This is a genomic window from Anaeromyxobacter oryzisoli, assembly GCF_022690765.1.
Classification (GTDB): domain Bacteria; phylum Myxococcota; class Myxococcia; order Myxococcales; family Anaeromyxobacteraceae; genus Anaeromyxobacter; species Anaeromyxobacter oryzisoli.
The window spans coordinates 144,481-162,291 of the sequence record NZ_JALCZA010000002.1 but is presented as its reverse complement, the minus strand read 5'-3'; the positions used below and the strand labels follow the sequence as shown (position 1 = coordinate 162,291).

Genomic DNA, 17,811 nt, shown 5'->3' with positions numbered 1-17,811 from the left:
GTGCGCGACTGGAAGCTCACGTTCCGGGACAACGGTGAAGCGTCGCTGTGGGCGGAAGCAGTCGTCTCTCAGCCCTGATCCTGCGCCACGCGCGCTCGCGTCAACACGGGGAGCGGCGAGGACTTACGGCCGCTTCCATGCGCCCGGGGCTTCCCTGTCTCTGCGATCTCCCCAGGATCGACCACCGCACCGATGAAACTGGGAAGCCGACGAACCAGGGCGGTGAAAGATGGTGACACGCGGACGGTGGAAGAGCGTGGGAAGCAACAGGGCCCACGTCCGACTGAAATTCGAGGGCCATCGAGGCGTTCTTCCCGGCCGAGTGCCGGTAGATTCTGGGTCTCATCGGTGAGCTCTATGCCATCGAGAAGCCCTGCCCCACCGCCCCGCCCGGCGACGAGCGGCGCCGGAAGCATCGCAGCGAGAGGTCGCGCGAGATCCTTGCCCCCATCCAGCGCTGGACGAAGGCGGACTTGACCATGGGCCAGAAGCCGGCGAAGTAGACCTACTCGGCGGCGTCGCGCCCCGGTGATCGGCATCGGCCGGAATGGCCGATCGGCTTGGCCGGAATACGCAGACGGGCGACATCCCAGGGACGTAAGGCGAGCGGCGGGCGCGGCCGCCGCGGCTGCCGCTCGCCCTGAAGTCCAGCCGATCAGCCGGCCCGGCGCCCCGGGCGGAGGGGCGTAAGCTTGGGATCGGACAGGCCGAGGGAGTCTGACCAGCAACCTTCGGCGCTCGAGTCCGACAGGGCATCGTGGTAACTTGCCATGCATCGTGAGAAGGGCTTCGAGCCAACCAACGGATGAGACCCGCGCGCGGATGCGTGCCGTGAAGCGATCGGGGACTACACCGGAGCTCCAGGTGCGCAGGGCTTTGAGCGGGCTCGGGATTCGCTATCGCTTGAATGTTCGAGCGCTGCCGGGCTCGCCCGACATCGCCAACTCCACGAAGAAGTTTGCGGTCTTTGTGAACGGCTGCTTCTGGCACAGACATCCCCGCTGCTCTGCGGCGACTACTCCCTCCAGCAACAGGGCCTACTGGCTCAAGAAGTTCGAACAGAACGTTGCGCGCGACCGAAGGAAGTCGGCGCTTCTGAGGAAGCAGGGCTTTCGGGTCATCGTGGTTTGGGAGTGCCAAACAAAGGCAAACACACTCCAGAGTCTTCTCCGCAGGCGCTTCGAGGGAATCCGTGCGTCACCAGCTTGATCTCGTGGCCCCAGACTTTTCCAACGCTTCGCCGCTCGTCGGCGAAGCGTTCGACGTCGATTCGAGGGGGCGTGTCGGCAAGAGGGTCGTTGCCGGGGCTCTGGAGGGTCCGCGTGTGGCCGTGGCGATGCCCCCGGAAATGCGGCACGTCGCCGACCTCGACCTCCGATCGGTCTGGGACCAGCAGTTGCTGCGCGCGCCCGAGGAGCCGTCGCCGTCCGACGCAATTCCGTTTCGGAAGGCATTTCGAGTGGTCGACGTATTCGCCGGCTGTGGAGCGATGTCGCTGGGGGTGAGGCTTGCGGCGCAAGCCCTCGGGTTGCGATTCGAATCCGTGTTCGCTGCCGACTTCGAGGAGTCGGCCCTTGGAGTCTACGAGACGAACCTTAAACCGGTCGTAGTTCACGACGGCGATATCCTGGACCTTCTCGAGCCCGGGTTCTCGCTCGCAGACGGTCGTCCGTCCCTGAAACCTCGTTGGAAGCAGCCCGGATGGGCCGAACGGCGCTGGGACATCGACCTCCTCGTCGGAGGCCCGCCCTGCCAAGGCCACTCTGACCTCAACAACCACTCCAGACGCGACGATCCGAAAAACCAGCTCTACTTGGTCATGCCGGCGCTCGCGCTGCTGATCAAGCCCAAGGCGATCCTCATCGAAAACGTCCCCGCAGTCGTTCATGACAAGACTGGCGTGGTCCAGGCCACGACGCGCCTCCTTGAGGAGGCCGGCTACCACGTCAGCAAGCTGATCGTTTCGATGTCCGAGCTCGGGATCGCCCAACGCAGGAAGCGACATGTGCTCGTCGCGGTGCGCGAAGGTAGAGTGGACCTTGCCGGAACGCTTGAGGCACTGTCCGCGGAGGAGCGATCCGTAGAGTGGGCGATCTCGGACCTGCTTTCCGTCGATGGTGACCGCACCATCGACACGGCCTCGAAACAAACCGAGGAGAACCGGCGGCGAATCAAGTGGCTGTTCGACAACGCTCAGGACGACCTCCCGAATCGGTTGCGGCCGCCCTGTCACCGGCTGAAGGCACATTCCTACATGTCGATGTACGGTAGGATGAGATGGAACGAGGCCGCGCAGACCATCACCAGCGGCTTCGGCTCGCCTGGGCAGGGCCGGTTCATCCATCCAAAGAGACGAAGGACGATTACGCCGCACGAGGCCGCACGGCTCCAGTTCTTCCCGGACTTCTTCCGCTTCGAGAGCAAGCGAGGCAAGCTGACGCGCGGCCAGCTAGCGCAGATGATTGGAAACGCGGTTCCCCCCAAGCTGTCCTATGCAGCAACTCTTGCAGTCTTGGCGGCCACTCGCGCCAAGGCGATGGAGCCAGATCCGATGATCATGAAGGATCGGACCTACGAAGGACTCCTCGCCTACTCGGCAGCGACGATCGACAACGCGCTCAAGCGGACCCCAACCCGCGGATAAGCCTCGCCGCATCCTCTTGGGGCAGGGCCCGGTGCCGTTCCAAGCGAGCCTCGTATCGGACCCGGATGACTCCGGGATCCAACTGCCTCACCTGGGGAATGGAGTCGGTGGGGAAGACGAGAGGGGCCTCCAGCAACACGAATCGGGTGGTGTAGAGCCCCGCGTCCGAATGCGAATAGCCCGCCTGGGCGAGTTTGCGTTCGAACTCCGAACTTTCGGGAAGACGGCTCGTGACCCGCATGACAAGATCAGGAAGGGACTCGCCCGCACTCGAATCGTGTCCCACCCACAGCGAGGCAACGTAGGACGGCACGTCGCCTCGGGGCCGACCCGCCTGGCTGGCGGAGAAGTGGTGAACGAGCTGCCTCGTGGAGGCCTTGCACTCTAAGGCGACTCCGCCTCCGTGAAAGTCGACGTTCTCGTCGTCGGGACCCGTCCATGCCAGGACGGCTTCCTGCGGAGAACGCGCTAGCGATAGGAGCCGTAACTCCGCCCAGAGGCCAAGCTCTTCTTCTGCCGATAGATGACGGAGCCGGCGGAAGAGCGCCTCCCAGGAGTCCAGGACCTCAAGAACCGTGCTGGCCGAGCAGCCGGTCGTAGGGAGGCGAGCAGAAGCATCCGTAGCCAGTGCAACGAAGGTCGGAAGCACTGCCTCATCGAGGCAGCGAACGATAGCAGCGGACGCTTCCCACTGCCGCGTACCCACGTCGAACCGGACTCTTTCGAAGCGCACCTCGACACGTCCGAAGACGCGCGGGATGGCAGGGGTCTCGGCGGACAGCGCGACCATGTAGGCTGCATGCCCGTCTGGAGCCCTGGCGAGATATCCAACAGTCAGTGCTGCACGAATTTCGAAGTGCGCCCCACCGTGAACCCGCGGGGCTCGAATCGCATCCAGAGCCGTTGTCATTCGGCGTGCTTACTCGGACGCATTGAAGACGTGAACCCCCATGTTCGGTGGGAAGACGACCGTAGGGTGCCAGAACTGGACCGCGCCCCAGCGAGCCGCGGCACCAGCGTCGAGTTTTAGGGCAAAGAGCGTCGGCAGCCTTCTCGCCCGCGCCTCGTTTTGCTCTGGACCACCGATGGTCCCCGTGGGGAACACCGGCTCCTCACGACGCGAAGTGAACTCGCGACAAAAGATGAGCGCGCGTTCTCCGTACATGGCCTTGGTCGCGCGCAAGACCGCACCGATCGCATCAGGGTCCCATTCGCTGTCTTCGTCATCGAGAACGCGAAACTCGTGCAGCAGCTCGATGATGGACTCGATTGGCACCTCGAGGAACTCGTCATAACGCACTGGTCCGCCGAAGGCTCGCTCCAGCAGGCGTTCAATATGACGGGAGCTGTTGCCGACCGCATTGCTGTGCCACGCTGGTTCCACTGGGTAGACCTGTTGGCCGGGACGGTAGGCGAGGATCTCGTTCCGATCCAGGACCCCGACCCGGGTGGCCGCGGTGCCAGCGGCAAGCTTGATGGGAACGCGGGTCGAGCCTGGGTGACTTCCCAGCAGCGCACGTAGCTGTTCCTCGGCTTCCTGAAACTGCCGGAATCTCGCTGCGAGGGTTCGAGGAATGAACACGCGCATCAGCGGCAAAATCTTGCTCCGGTATCCGTACATCCGGGCGTGTTGAAGCGCTGTGTCCATCTGGGTGCGCTGTGCACGGCGGAAGTAATACGTGGTCAGGAGGTCGTCGATAGTGAGTCCTCGGCCCAAGATGTTGCCGCCTACGACGAAGTTGTAAAAGCGGCCATACCGAAGCACGTCGCCTGCCGAGTTCACCTTCAGCATCGTCCTGTTAGGCGCTCTGCGATGAATGAACTCGAGTAGGTCGCTAAGCGGCGTGATGTTCGGGACGGTGCGAGCCAGTTCGTCGTGTGCGGCCTGGAGCTCGGTCAGGCGGCCGGCGTCGATGTTGGCGATGACATCGTTGACGCAACGAGCGATCAGGTTCCACAACGTATCGTGGTCGATCGTTCTTTGACTCGTGTGGCAGAGGAACTTGAAACCATCCTTCGGCACACCGTGCGACCTGAAGTAGAGCGCACCAGCCACGAGGAACGAATGGACCGCGCTCCGCAGTCCACCGGGCACCTCGTGCGGAGTCAGTTGAATGCGCTGCGCCTCGGACTCGTCCACGAATACGAGAGGTGGTTCCGAAGGATCTTCGATGGAAGCAAAGAACGTCTCGCCGCCCGCATATCCCTGTCCCGGCTCAAGGAGCGAGGTGAAGCCCTTGGCGCGAAGCGCGCTATCGAGATTCTGGAGGAGGAGTGCGTACGGCGTCGCCGTGACCTGCAAGAACACGTTGTGATGAAGAATCTCGCGGAGCGAATCACCGATCTCGTCAGGCCTGTCGTTGTGGACGATGCGACGGAAGATGGCGCTCCCGAACCTGGGAGCGTTGGTTCTGCCCGACGAGCGAGCGCGAGTGGTCGTGTCGGGAGTGGCCTGGTCCGCTTCGTCATCCAGGATAAGGGACGGGTGCCGGTTCGCCCCAACGTCACGAAGGAACTCGGCTAGCGCGGTCTGGTGGTTGACGTTCTTCGCGACGATGAGGACGAGGCCACGCCGCGGCATCTCGCGACGAATCGTCTCGATGTTGGCGTTCCAGTCGTACTCGCCAGCACCATTCTGGCGGGACGAGTACACCAGCGGACCGTCGATGACTTCGAATCTGTTTCGGGTCTGCTCCACGAGTTCGAGCGAATCGGAAGTCACGACGACAATGACACGAAAGCCATTGTCCACCGCAAGGGCAGACGTGACAATCATCGCCGCCGTCTTGCCGCTCTGGATTCGCCCGTAAAGGAGCCCCGTTGGGCAGCTTCCCGACACCGGGGGGGAGTCCGTCGTGACGGTGCTACCCGTCGCTCCGACCTCTCCAGCTGCTACGTCCCTCGCGTAGGTGCGAAGGATGTTCTCCATGAATCCAATGGTCTGGCCTCTCAGCGCGTCTCGCGCGTCCTCGGCCAGCGGAAGGAACTCAAGGGTACCCGTCAGGCAGGGGCCATCGGTCTTCATCACCACGGGAATCTCGGCCGCAGCATCCAGGGGCGTAGCGGTATCGGGCGTCATCGTCTCGGTGATTGTGCGTTGGTGCTTCTGGTCAGTGCGAGGAAGAGGGAGCTCCGGCGCGAGGACGTACTCGCGCCACCGTTCAAGAGTATGTGCGCGGCGCTCTGCGGTAGTCGGGTTGAGACGCGATCCGGACCTGATCCGCTCGACGAGCTGCTCGCGCGTCATGTGCCGACCATCGAAGAAGTCCCAAAGCGGGGCGAGTTGGGGCGCAGATCGAATCGCTCGGAGAAGCACCTCGCGCTCTCTCGGCGACCGCGGCGCAGTCCGAACGAGAGCTCGTCCACCGCGAGTTGGTAGAAAAGTCCATTGAAAGCGCCGGACCAGACCGAGGGTGGTGGCCGCCGCAAGGTAGTACGCCACATGCCGAGGTGTCGCCTTCCAGACGTTAGCTAGTAATTGCGGGGTAAGCCCGCCCGCGAAGGCCTCGACAAGCGCTCGAACCTTGTCGAGTCTATCAGCCTGAGGGATCTCGCCGGGCACGAACGGACGCGATGAGATCGAAGTGGCGCGTCGAGTGGTCAGAAGTCCCTTCCGGAGGCGTACGGTCACATCATGCCACGAGCGGCGACACGACGCTCAGGGAGACGTATGACGTCGATCAAGGCGGGGCGTCTGAAGCCTTCTGGCTTTCAAATTCGGTCAACACCGTTAACGAGTACAGACCCAACTGCGTATTCGAGAGCCCGCACGCGCGCGCGATCGCTCGGTTCGACTGCCCGGCTTGGAGCTTCAGCCTGATGATCTCTCGCAGCTTCCGCATCGGTAGCCTCTCGGCCGCCATCCCGCCTCCTTGGTGAAGGCGGCATGAGCGGCGGACTACCCAGCGGCGTCAACGCGCCCGGGCGATCGTTAGCGGTCTCCTACAGGTTCATGCGTTCAGCGATCGGCTTGCTCCGGAATCAGTGATCGGCTTGCTCCGGAATCCGTGATCGGCATGGGCCGGCACCCGCACGCAGGCCAGTCACCGACCGCTATACACCCTGCTCCCCACCGCGCTCCTCCAGGGAGGACCAGGGGCGTTCTCGTAGAAATTACGCGGATGGACGGCTAGTCCGTGAGGCCGAACGTCCTCCGCTGGCTCCAGGCCGAAGAGAAACAGCTCTTGGCTGGCCTGTAAGGACTCAAGCGGGCGCGCCTGCGCGAGGCCTTCGATCTGAACGTTCCGCCCCGCGGGATCTCGCAGCCACACCGACCAGCCACGCGCAGAGGCCCGGACTGAAGTTACGAGTCCCCTCGCATCCCACGGCAAGGGCCTTGGATGTCCGCCGCCATTCGGCCACCACCCCGGAACCACTTCGAGATAGGCCTTGCAGCGGTGGCGCACTCGGCAGCCCACGCAATGGGTTCCGGGGTTCGCAAGGGATGAAGCGCTCGACGCCTGCCCTACGGGATGCGCTTCGCTGATGTCCCGCAGCCTTGCTCTAACCTCTCTCCGTTCCTGGTCGCCCCACGACAGTTCGCATTCGGCACCACCGCTCACGAAAAGCCGCACTCGCCTTCCTGGAGCCAGCGCCTCGGCCATGAGCGCGTAGAGCTGCAACTGGAACCGAATCGAGTCCGCGACATCCCCGGTTTGATCGGTCACCCGTCCTGTCTTGAAGTCAGAGATGGCGAGAGTACCGTCCTGCTCATACCAGACTTCGTCCGGACGCCCCTTCAAGCGGAGCGCACCGCAAACCCACAGAGGCTCGACCCCGACTCCGAACCGATCCGCATGCGTCTGGGCACATGCACTCTTTGCCATGGACCGCGGTGCGTGCGTCTCAGATGTGCCTGGGTACGGACCCTGCGCCGTCGCCCACGTGTATAGGCGCTTGGTTCGGTCGTTCCACCTGTGCCACTCGAGGTGGCGCTTCAGCGGGACCAGCTCCGGCTGACCTCCTTCCACCAAGTCCTTCTCGACCTCATGAAGGAGCTCCGCGAACAGCTCCTTCATCGTCTCGCGAGGATCGCCGATGCCGCCCCAGGTCGCACGGAACCGCTTCCTGGCCTCGTGCAGGAGCGTTCCAAACACCGCCTCTGGCGCAGAGGGAAGCAGGTCGGCCGTGCCCAGCTCACCCCAGACTGCAAGCGGACAGGACTCCAGCTCGCTCCACCTTGAGGGCCAGAAGAAGTCTGGATTGGCGACGGACTCCAGTGCGGAGGGAAGTAGCGGAAGGCCCATGTGCGACGCCTCCGCTACGCTCCCGCTTCACTTCTGATCTGCTCGCGAACGAGCACTTGCCGACGTTCGAGGTTGAACGTATCCCACGCAAGTGGTGCTCCATCCGCACCATCGTCCTCCAGCGCTTCTTGTGCGGCCGTTTCCAGGATCGTACCCGGCGTCGGCCCAAGGTCCTTGTCCCAGTCCCACAGCGGGTGGGCCACGAGGACCCAAGGACTCATCTTGCGCCGGCCGGTCGCTATCGTGAATGCGGAGAGCTCACCGAACTTCTTCGTCCTCCCTCCGAAGCGACTGGCCATCTCGTTCGCAAGTCTCTCGGCCTGCAACCGCCACAGATGCAGACCGGGGACGTCGAAGTCCTTGTCCAGGCCACAGCTGAATGATGGATCCACCATAGCCCTGAGAAAAGTCATGCCTAGCTGCCAGTCCAGCAGTCCGTGGAAGGGCTGATTCCCGTACCTGAGGAGGCAGCGATAGCACCCGGTCACGCAAGCCTTGTGGGACTCGTGCTCGAGTTCACGCCGCGGGTACTCATCGGGATCCTCGAGCATGGAGCGAATCAGCTTCGAGAGTAGGACCGCGCCATTCTTCGGTTGCGAAAGGGTCCGACAGAACCCAGCACCGTTCACGAGATGGTCTGTAAACTGCAGCAGTGGTGCCCGAGAGTCCGCCCCGTAGATCCTGGGTTCCATGACGTCGAACTCCTCGGGGTCGATGTCGAGGTGCAGCGATGCCCGATTCACGAGGAAGTACGTCGCGGACAGCGCCGCCGACCGGACGCCAAGCCAGCGCATGCTCGCAGCTGCTGGGTCGTCCGAGCGGGCGGGCAACCGATGCAAGCTCAGGCCCGGGGAGATCTGCGAAGGCAGCAGGTAGATGGAGTCGGTAGTCTTGGGCGCTGCGAGCCAGATCTCCTTCGCTCCGCCTGCTTCTGGCCGAAAGTCCTTGGGCCTGAGATGCTTCTCTGAAGAAACGATCTGGCCCGGCAACAGTAGCTTCGGATTCCACGGGAAAGGTTCCTCCCCGCTCTCCACCCGGAACGCCTGTCTCCCGTCCTCCGCCGCAGGACCGCGGTTCAAGCGGAACGTGATCGCCGTCCCGTCGAATCCCAACCGATAGGCCCCCAGGTGCCCGTCGATCTCGAGCTGCTGGTCCTCCAGTTTGAGTTCCTTGCCCTCGGCCTGAATCGAGCGGTGCCGAACTCCGGAATCGGCGTCCTCCTGACTCGTCTTGGGCTTGAAGTTCGTTCGGAATGCCACTGGCACTCGGCATTCATGGCTCTGAGCTGCATCGAGGGCTTTGCCGCACCCTTTGCAGGTCCACTCCGACTGCGCTGCAGCCGCCGCCTGGGTCCATGCGTGACAGTGGTTGCATTCGACGAGGTCGAACCGCACGCCCAGAGCTTTTTGGCCCTTGAAAGCCTTGACCAGCTCTTCTCCCTTTCGCACCCGAATCGGGTTGCTGAGCTCAGGCGTGAACCCGACGGAGAGGTGTTCCTTCTTGTCCATGACGACCGATGCGCCAGGCGCGAACTCGTAGATAGCGAGATCGAGATCCCTGTCGACCTTGCTCCACTCCTTCCGCTTTGCTTCGGGATTCCACCGCAGATCGAGGTAGAGCTCCCTCACTCGAGTGGGCATCCCGTACATCGGAAGCCACCCTCGCTCCGCCAGGGCGTGAGCAAGACCGTCCACCTGGACGTCTCTTACGGCCGTCGCGATCTGTTGCCTTAGCGATGCCTCATCTTGACGCAGCGCCTCAGGATCAACATTGGTACCCTCCACCAATGCCCGAATGACGGCGTCGCGCTCCCCTATGGTCTCGGCCAGGCCCTGAGAGAGTCGCTGCTCCCACTGTACGCCGCCGGCTTCAGGCCAGAACCCGGCAGGCAGGAATTCTCCGTGGATGTCGGGCGGCGACATCAAGTCAGCTGGGTAGACCTCTGTGGCTGCTCGCGACTCGTCCCGAACACGCCGGAATGCAGCCGTGAGCCACGCCCTCCTGGCGAAGCGCTCGGCGATGTTCTGCATCGTCTTCGTGAGGAACGGCGTGGGTGGAACGTCGCCCGTAATCAGCTTTGGGCTGCGGAAGTAGTGAAGATCGTGACTCTTCGTTCTGCAGATGGTGAGTGCCATCGAGAACGCCTGTCCGCGGCGTCCCGCGCGGCCCACGCGCTGCTGGTAGTTGAACCGTTGCGGCGGCATGTTCGCCTGCAACACCACCTGCAGCGGACCAATGTCGATTCCGACCTCCATGGTGGTCGTCACGGTAAGGAGGTCGATCTCGGCCCTCTTCCGGTAGATCGCTTCTGTGGCCGTGACGACCTTTTCCGGCGCATCGTCACCCTCGTCCTCGGACTCGCCGCCATCCCTCTCTTCCTCAAGCCCAAGGCCACTCCACTTAGGGACGAAGATCCCCTTGAACTCCCGCTGTCGGCTGGCCGGATCCTCGGTCTGGCCCGTCAACTCTTCGCAGTGCAGCCGGAAGCTCCCGCTCGCATCCGCGAACTCTTCTCCCGCCTCGCCGAGCACGGCCATCACCCGTCGCGCCAAGTAGTTGCGGTCGTGAATCTCGGAGACTGGGATCTTCGCGAGACCTTTGATGGAGGCGAAACACCTCGTGCAGCACCCGGTCCCTTCGTGCAGGTGCACGCGTCCGCATTTCAGGCATCGGACGAAGGTCGAGTCGGGCTCCGTTAGGCGGAACGCGAGGCTTCTGATTTGGAGGATCCCGTTCCCGTGGCCGCACACGGCCAGGTCACGCAGAGCCTTCTCCACCTTTGCCGGAGCTGCGTCTCCCCAGGAGGCCTTGGCGAACTCCTTTACCTTCTCGTTCGTGATCTCTTCGAATCGAGTCCAGGCCTTGGTCTCATCCTTGTCGTCATCCCTGTACGGGTTCGGATCGAAGCGATAGGAGTCAGCTAGCACCCGCATGAACGCTGCGAGCTCTCTGAGCCAGGTCTCCGGCTCATCTGGCAGGGCCCCGCCGAGGAGACACGGATACCCGAGCGCAGACTCTTCGAAGGAGAAGTAGGTCCTGCTGAAGATCACGTCGACCAAGGAGGCGTAAACGGCCGAGACCAGCGCCTGCCGAGCAGAACAGAGAATCGGATGGTTCGGCTGGTCGGCGGGACCGTCGTCATCGGCCCACGCCAGGGGTGCCTTGATCGAGAAGAGCTTGACCCAGTCGTAACGCTTCGACTCGTCTCCTTGGCTCCCCTTCGGCTTGTCGAGTCCATTCTCGTCGGAAGGGTGAATCCCCTTCCGAACGAGCGAGGCGATGTACGGCTTGACCGGTGTGCCGCGCTTCTCGAGCGCCCCCACGTCCGGCGCCTCCAATACCGCAGACAGTCGGACGGCGCTTTCGGTTGATTCGGATAGTTCTCGCTCGAGCTCCTTCACAGTAGCGCCCATCTTTGCGACCTCCGAGAACTCTCCGCGCTCCACCGCAGCCTTGATCACGGCCTTTGCGGACTTGAGCTCGTCTTTGACCGCCTGGATGGGCCGGCGTGCGGCCAGCGCACCCCGGAGGCTCACCACGAGCAACTCCCTGCGCAGCTCCTGATGGTGATTCTTCTCGATGGACAGAGCCGCCTTCGCCGCGTCCTGTCGGCTATCGGAGAACGAAACGAGCTTGGGTGACGCGTGCGGGTTGGCGGCCCTCTGAACATTGAACAGCTCCGTTGCTAGCAGCTGCGTCGTTTTCCCGAAGCCTGCCCTGAAGTTTCGAATGGGAGACAGGCGCATCTTCCTGCTCCGCTTCGCATAGGACGTCCCACAGGACGGGCAGCCGAAGGGAACGTTCGTACCCGGGGTAGAGCAACCCCGGTCGTGACGGTCTTTCTTGTTTCCGTCCCTATGGTAGTAGCGCCCCTCGAGCATGCCGGGCTTTCCGGCCGCCTTGTCCGCTTCGAGGCCGATCTTGATGCCTCCCGACGACACCTCCAGCACCGCCGGGACCCACTTCGCGGGTCCGTCGTGTTTTCCCACGACGGGGTCCTGCGTCTTGGGCCAGAACACCGCGTACTGATCGTAGCTAAGGTCTTCGAACCGCTGCGACGCAGAAGCGTCCGGTAGCCCTTCCAGCCTGGGTTCGTGGGGAAGGAGCTCCGTGACGTAACCGTCGTTGTGCTTCAACGCCGCACGCATCCCGGAATAGAACAGGTCCCCACAGGCCTCGCAGTAGATCAGCTCGAATAGCCGCAACGACTCGACACGCCCATCCGCGCCTTTGACTTCTATTCTTTGCTCCCGCTCGATGCTCAGCTTGCCGACGCTCGCGTTGCGTTCTTGGAACGGCCCCGGATCCACGCCGGCGTTCTTCACGGCTGGCGCGAACAAACCTTCGATGCTCCTAAAGAAGGTGTGGAGGCGGAAGGACGGAGGAGCTACCTCCCATGGCCCCAACCAGTCGCCCAGAGCGTCGGCTGCGCCTCGCACGAACAGCAGGGACCTGACGGCCTCCAGTGCGTGTTGCTTCTTCTCTTCCCTAGTCTCGAACCGAAACAGCTTCTCCGAAACGCTCGCGGCTGCCGAACTTGTAGAGCCGCTTTCGCTGAGCGGCATGGCGCGATATCGGCCAACGTCGGGGTCGGCGCCTTCCTGTTCCCAGCATGCCCACCCTATCCGCTGGGCGACCTCCTCGACCGCGAACCTAACGGAGTTTCGCAGGTCGAGCGTCTCAGATGCTCCCAGTACGGCTGCAACTTGGCGCCACGCATCTTCTAGAGGGGAGCCGGGCGTCGGGACGAGCGCCCGAGCGATGGACGACGCGCTACTCCCATTACCACTCCTCTCGCGAGCCACATCTAACAACCGCAGGAAGGGGGCGAAGGGCACTTGAGCCGGCTGCTTTTCGCGGTTGTAGCGCGAGGGCAGAGCTCGGCCAGGCACGATCGCCTCTCTCCAGAGAGCCTTGGACGGCTCCTGCCCTGCCGTGACCAAGCCGTAGGGGCCGAACATGTCCCAAAGGTACGTAGCACTCTCCTCTGCCTTCTCCTCAGGCGCGTCCGGCAGCGATGCACTTGAAGCCAGGACGCGGACCTTGTGCCGCATCTCCGCGCGGTCGAGGCCCAGACGCCGCAGAAGGACACGAAGCAGGTATGAGACTTCTGTGCCCGCCGTACCACGCTGGAGATGCAGCTCATCCAGGACAAGATAGAAGCACGCATCTGAATCCTGCTCGAGCCACTCCTTCGTCTTCTTGAAGATGTCGTCGTCGACTTCCCGGTTGAGCATCGCGCTCAACATCGACACGTTCGTGATCAGAATGTCCGGCGGGTGCGCCTGCATGTCCCACCGGGTGACCATTTCCGCGCCATCGACCGAAGGGAACAGGAACGGAGCATCCTCTCCGAACGCCGAGGCAGCAGCCTTGGCGTCAGCCGCGGTCAGTGCAAGAGCAGTCAGCTCTTCGACCTCTAGTGCGTTCGGGGCCGAGCCCACGTGGGCTTCGAAGTCCTGAAGGAGGGCAGCGAGTTGCCGCTTTCCCGCGTCGCGTGCTGCCTTGATGAAGCGCTCAGGAACTACGTGGCCATCACCGTCGCGTTCCTCTGCTCCGAGGAGCCGTAGCAGCTTCAGCCTCGAAGCTTCGTCGAGCGCGAACAGTCGCGCCTGAGCTTGGCCGGCTTCCGCGTCCACCATGAAGTCGAACTGCTGGGTGAGCCGGCGCTTCCTCCTCTCGAACTCACTCTTCCGCACCTCCGCGAGTTCGACGAAGCCGTCCTCCTTTGCCGCCTTGTGATCGGGGAAGTACGTCTTCTGACCAGCAAGCGCTGCAGGCTTGGACTCGAGTAACCTTGTGAGCCCCGGGTGAACGTGGTGACCAGTAACCGGAGCATGGCCCGTGTAGCGGCCGAAGAAGATCCTGTTACCCCCGAACTCTGCATTCATGACGTCGCGGGCCTCTGCAGAGTCCAGGGCCTTGCGCAGTCGCACCATCTGGTCTTCGACTAGTGCATTCATCGGGTACAGGATCAAAGCTCGAACGGCAGCAGTGCGAGTCTCTCCTTCCCGGTGAGGCGTAAAGGGCGAGCGCACCGGATGAGCACTGTCCGGACGAAGTGCATCAGGGATCGCCGTGTACGTGAAGACCGTCTCGCCCTTCTTGTTCTTCTTGGCGTAAGGCGCGCCCGAACTCGGATCCTGCCACCAGCGTCGATCCAGAAACTCCGGCTTAGGCTTGGCCCACTTCACGGCCTCTCTTGTGATCTGAGCCAAGATCGGCAGCAGAAATGATTCCGTCTTCCCTGAACCGGTACCTGAGGTCACGACGCCCGGCGTTCCGCTCTTCACCCCTCTCCGCAGCATCGCGATCTGATGCTGGTAGGGATTGAAGACTGGGACGCGCTTACTCGGCACGCCGCCATCGACGGAGCCTGCCCGCTTGGGACGCGAAGGAAAGAGCCCCGCAAGCACGAGGTTCACGAAGGCCTGCCGCGCGTTCGCCGGGAAGCCCTTCAACGGATCGTCATCCCGGTTGCCTCGAATAAGGTCGGCGAACCCCACGGAGTCCGATTGGTAGCGCGGCATTGGTTCGATCAAGGGATCCGTACAGAGGGTCCCCGGAGTTCGGAGTAGCCATCGCCGCTCTGCCGCGACGCCCGGATCCGCGATGCGGAACGCCGTATCCAGGTAGCTGATGTAGAACTCTCGAACCTGCTCGAAGCTACCGACTGGATCTTGCATGAACCCTCCCTGTCTCTCGCTAACGGGCAATCCAACTGCCTGGGATGACCGATTGGAGCAGACCTAGCAGCCCCTTGCCGAGCGGATACTCGTAGGATCTCACCTTCCCCGACTTTTCCTCGAATCGAGGTCCAGGAAGTCCCGCTCCCGTGAACGCGCACAACCTCGCGATAGGCAGGGGCAGGTGCACGGGCGAGGCCCCCCTGCAGACGAGCGCCCCGTCCGCGCGCGCGAACGGGCGCACACCGGCCATGTCGTAAGCGAATAGAAGCGCCCAGTTGCGCGTGTATGACGAAGCCACCGGGAGACCCTTGTCGAGGACCACGTGAACGGCGCTGCCGTCCGGGTGAAGTCGCCGATGAACGACAACACCGGCCCTTCCGGCCTTGCCGACAGCGGCCTTGGAAAAGACGAGCCTCTCCCAGTCCCATGCGAAATGCGTCTTGAACGCATTCGTCGCGAGATCCGGCCTTAGGTGGCGGTAGGCCGTCGTTACATCGAAGTGCTCTGGCACTTTTGACAACGAGGGCCAGTGAAGCCATTCCGAGGGCTCGAATTCCGCTTCTCGCGCGACTTCTGAGAGCGCCTTCTCGGTGCCGCGAAGACGAACGATGCTGGGTTGCCACCGGTTGGGAGCTTCCAGTTCCGACAGAGAGACCCGAAACCGGCTTGCGATTTGCTCGATTCGCCGCCTTACCGACGGGTTCAACAGACCGATGACCCTGCCTTCGACGCCAGGTCCCCGGCGAACGAGCACGAGTCTGGGCCGTCGCGTGGCGATGACGAGGTGCCCTCCACTGACCTCCCGTAGGACGTCGATCTGGCCGCACTCGGTCCACGCGCGGACCAATTGCTGCACCGCTAGAAAGTCCTCATGCCCCTGCTCTCTGCGCGGCAGGAGCCCCCCCAGAATCGACGCGACTTCCTTGTACCCAAGGCCCGCCCTTCTCGCCGAGAGCGCAGCAAGGGCCGAAACGGCCTCGTCCGTGGCCTCGTCGGCCGCGACCAGACCATCTGGCCTCTCTTCCAGAGCACTAAGCTCCATGGTCGGGCACGTTGCTGCATCGGCCGCAACCCGTTGATGGCGGCGATATGCGCCCAACGCCATCTCGACATGCGGATGCTTCCCGACGGAGTCGAAGTTGCCCTCCGGGGTCCGAACGAGAACCACCTTGGCGTTGCTGAATGCCTCCCGCCAGTGACGACGAGCTCCCGCCGAATCCGCACGCGCCTGTTCGGGCATGCAGGGCGAGTTCGGATTTCCCATGAACACGAGCGCTTCCGGGTTCTTGAAGGTTCCGAGAGCGAGCCAGTCGAACGTCGGCTGCGGCTCTCTGCTCATCTGCCCTATGCCGGGACCGAGGTAACGAACCTGCGTTTCCAAGTGGAACAGATCCGCTGAGAGGCATGCGTCGTACGTCGTGATTCCGAGCCCTACTGGTTCCCCCCCGCGAATCAGCATCTCGGGCTGCGTGCACGCCTCGATGTCGTAGCCGCCAAGCGGAGGCGGCTTGAACTCGACCGCATTCGACTCCTCGCGGAAGTTCAGCCAGGTCTCGGCGACGTCGAGCGATTCGGATGCGGCCCCCTTCCAGACGGCCCGTGCCAACACCTTTCCGTTTCTGGGTATGGAAGCAGCCGGAAGTTCCCATTCAACGCGACCTTCGTGGTCCACCTTTGCACATGGAATCTCCTGGCCGCCGCCGTCCTCGATAACGACCGTCGATGCTCCGTCGGCGTGCAGGTGGGGGAGGAAGTGCAGCGCCCTCAAAAACCCAGCGTCGATCCTGATCCCATCTGAGGCAGAGACGACGCGTGGGAACATCGTGGGCAGGAGTTGGAGAACCCGCTCCAACCCTTGAGGCAAAGATTCCTCGACTCGCACCGCGCACTCGGTCACTGCGGTCCATCCGTCCAAGAGAACGTCGGCCTGTTCACCGCCGAAAGCTCTCAAGAACGGTTCGAGGAGGTCGTTGCGAACGAGTGCTACGTTCACCCCGTGCGCCTCGCTCCCGGACACGACCGCAAACGAGGCAGATGACTGCTCGCGAAGGAGAAGAACTCCCTGGTCTACAAGTTTTCGGTGCGAAAGGCCGAGCAGGTTCCCGTAGACGAATGCATCTTCGACTGGCTCGTCGAGGGCGCCGTCATGCCCACGCAGGTAGACGGTCAGATCACCGACGGGCTCTGGGAGAGCACTCGACGTATAGCCGTTCGGTAAGTTCCATCCCTCGACGCCACAGACGAGTGGCTGAAACCCGTCCTGCGTGTCGGCAACGATCAACTGGACCGGAGCAAGATGGCGTCTGCGTGTTTCGTTCTGCTCGACGCAAGGCGAGAGCGATTCTTGGCGAACGGCACGCCAGAACGCGCTGCTCTTCGCCGTAACGGACCCCTGAGAGAACGCATCCTCGAAGTCCTTCAGGTCCTCATTGAAAGGTTTCGAGAACTCCCGCTTTCGCGCTGCGAGCAACCGGAGGACCTTGTGCACCGGTGGTTCGAAGCCGACGAGCCCTTCCTCCCATAGGGCTCGCGCCAGTTTGCTGCGGTCTTCGGCGTGAGGGAACGTAAGAAACCACGATTGTCCGATACCCTTTCGCTTCCCGACTTCCATCGGCAGCAGTAAGGTGCGGTATGGTTCGCCTCTTCCGTTCGCGGCCGCGAGCCACGCCTGCAGGTCATTCCAGAGCGGTGGCAGGCAAATGGGGTTCCCGCCGCCCAACTCCCGTTGAAGATTGTCGATTTTGCCTAGCAGTTCCCACATGCGCTTGTGGAAGGGGAGGCGCTGGTTCGGGTAGCCGTGCGCCGCCAGGCACGTGAGCCACAGCATTCCGAAGAAGTGCGGTGGCTCTCTCGAAGCAGTGCTCCACCCCTTGTAGTCGTAACAGTAACTGCCGAAGGTCTTGCCCCTCGGAGGCACGTTCGCGCGTGCATTCGCGAGGAACGCCTCGACCACCGCCGGAGCATTCGCCTCACGGTCGTTCACCAGAACGAGCAGTTCGTCGGGCGTGGCCTGGATTCGCTCTACCGGGTCCCGCTGCCACTTCGACGTCGAGCGAAACACGTGACGTAGGAGCGCCAAGTTCCAGTCGGCGTACTTCCATTCCTTCCAGTTCACACTTCTCCCCCCGGAAGCTCAGCCACTGCAAGACCTCTCGCGTGGAGGTCCTCACTGCGTCCGAAGCAGCCTCCGCTTGGGACGGACACCTGGCTTGTATCGAATTTCGGAAGAACT

At 62.9% G+C, this 17,811-nt stretch carries 7 protein-coding genes; 2 read left to right on the top strand and 5 right to left on the bottom strand.

Going from position 1 to position 17,811, the window contains the following annotated elements; translation table 11 throughout:
• Window positions 1-777: 777 nt before the first annotated feature.
• Both MNZ27_RS01335 and MNZ27_RS01330 read left to right on the top strand, forming a co-directional pair.
• A complete protein-coding gene (locus tag MNZ27_RS01335; protein ID WP_308197886.1) occupies window positions 778-1,209 on the top strand; it encodes a very short patch repair endonuclease in 432 nt (143 codons plus the stop codon).
• Complete coding sequence (locus MNZ27_RS01330) at window positions 1,193-2,644, top strand: DNA cytosine methyltransferase (RefSeq protein ID WP_242392218.1); 1,452 nt, start codon at window positions 1,193-1,195, stop codon at window positions 2,642-2,644. The genes MNZ27_RS01335 and MNZ27_RS01330 overlap by 17 nt, the downstream gene beginning before the upstream one ends.
• On the opposite strand, the gene MNZ27_RS24195 is transcribed toward MNZ27_RS01330, so the two are convergent.
• The 5 genes from MNZ27_RS24195 to MNZ27_RS01315 form a co-directional block, all read right to left on the bottom strand.
• The gene (locus MNZ27_RS24195; RefSeq protein WP_408629671.1) at window positions 2,619-3,554 is read right to left on the bottom strand and encodes a PD-(D/E)XK motif protein; all 936 of its coding nucleotides are present in this window, start codon (window positions 3,552-3,554) and stop codon (window positions 2,619-2,621) included. The two genes, MNZ27_RS01330 and MNZ27_RS24195, sit on opposite strands and share 26 nt — an antisense overlap.
• Before the next feature lie 9 nt (window positions 3,555-3,563).
• The gene (locus MNZ27_RS01325; protein WP_242392217.1) at window positions 3,564-5,891 is read right to left on the bottom strand and encodes a Z1 domain-containing protein; all 2,328 of its coding nucleotides are present in this window, start codon (window positions 5,889-5,891) and stop codon (window positions 3,564-3,566) included.
• Window positions 5,892-6,687: 796 nt separating this feature from the next.
• Complete coding sequence (locus MNZ27_RS24190) at window positions 6,688-7,890, bottom strand: RecB family exonuclease (RefSeq protein ID WP_408629670.1); 1,203 nt, start codon at window positions 7,888-7,890, stop codon at window positions 6,688-6,690.
• A 14-nt stretch (window positions 7,891-7,904) separates the two neighbouring features.
• Window positions 7,905-14,576 (bottom strand): DEAD/DEAH box helicase, encoded by a 6,672-nt coding sequence (locus tag MNZ27_RS01320; RefSeq protein WP_242392216.1) that lies wholly within the window; start codon window positions 14,574-14,576, stop codon window positions 7,905-7,907.
• 19 nt (window positions 14,577-14,595) lie between these two features.
• Entirely contained in the window at window positions 14,596-17,694 is a 3,099-nt protein-coding gene (locus MNZ27_RS01315) for a hypothetical protein (protein WP_242392215.1), read from the bottom strand.
• Between the last annotated feature and the right edge of the window lie 117 nt (window positions 17,695-17,811).

What these genes read in the sequence shown, in the direction of transcription:
- MNZ27_RS01325 (WP_242392217.1), bottom strand. Translation starts at nt 5,891, where the DNA reads ATGACGCGCGAGCAGCTCGTCGAGCGGATCAGGTCCGGATCGCGTCTC.
- MNZ27_RS24190 (WP_408629670.1), bottom strand. Translation starts at nt 7,890, where the DNA reads ATGGGCCTTCCGCTACTTCCCTCCGCACTGGAGTCCGTCGCCAATCCA.
- MNZ27_RS01320 (WP_242392216.1), bottom strand. Translation starts at nt 14,576, where the DNA reads ATGCAAGATCCAGTCGGTAGCTTCGAGCAGGTTCGAGAGTTCTACATC.
- MNZ27_RS24195 (WP_408629671.1), bottom strand. Translation starts at nt 3,554, where the DNA reads ATGACAACGGCTCTGGATGCGATTCGAGCCCCGCGGGTTCACGGTGGG.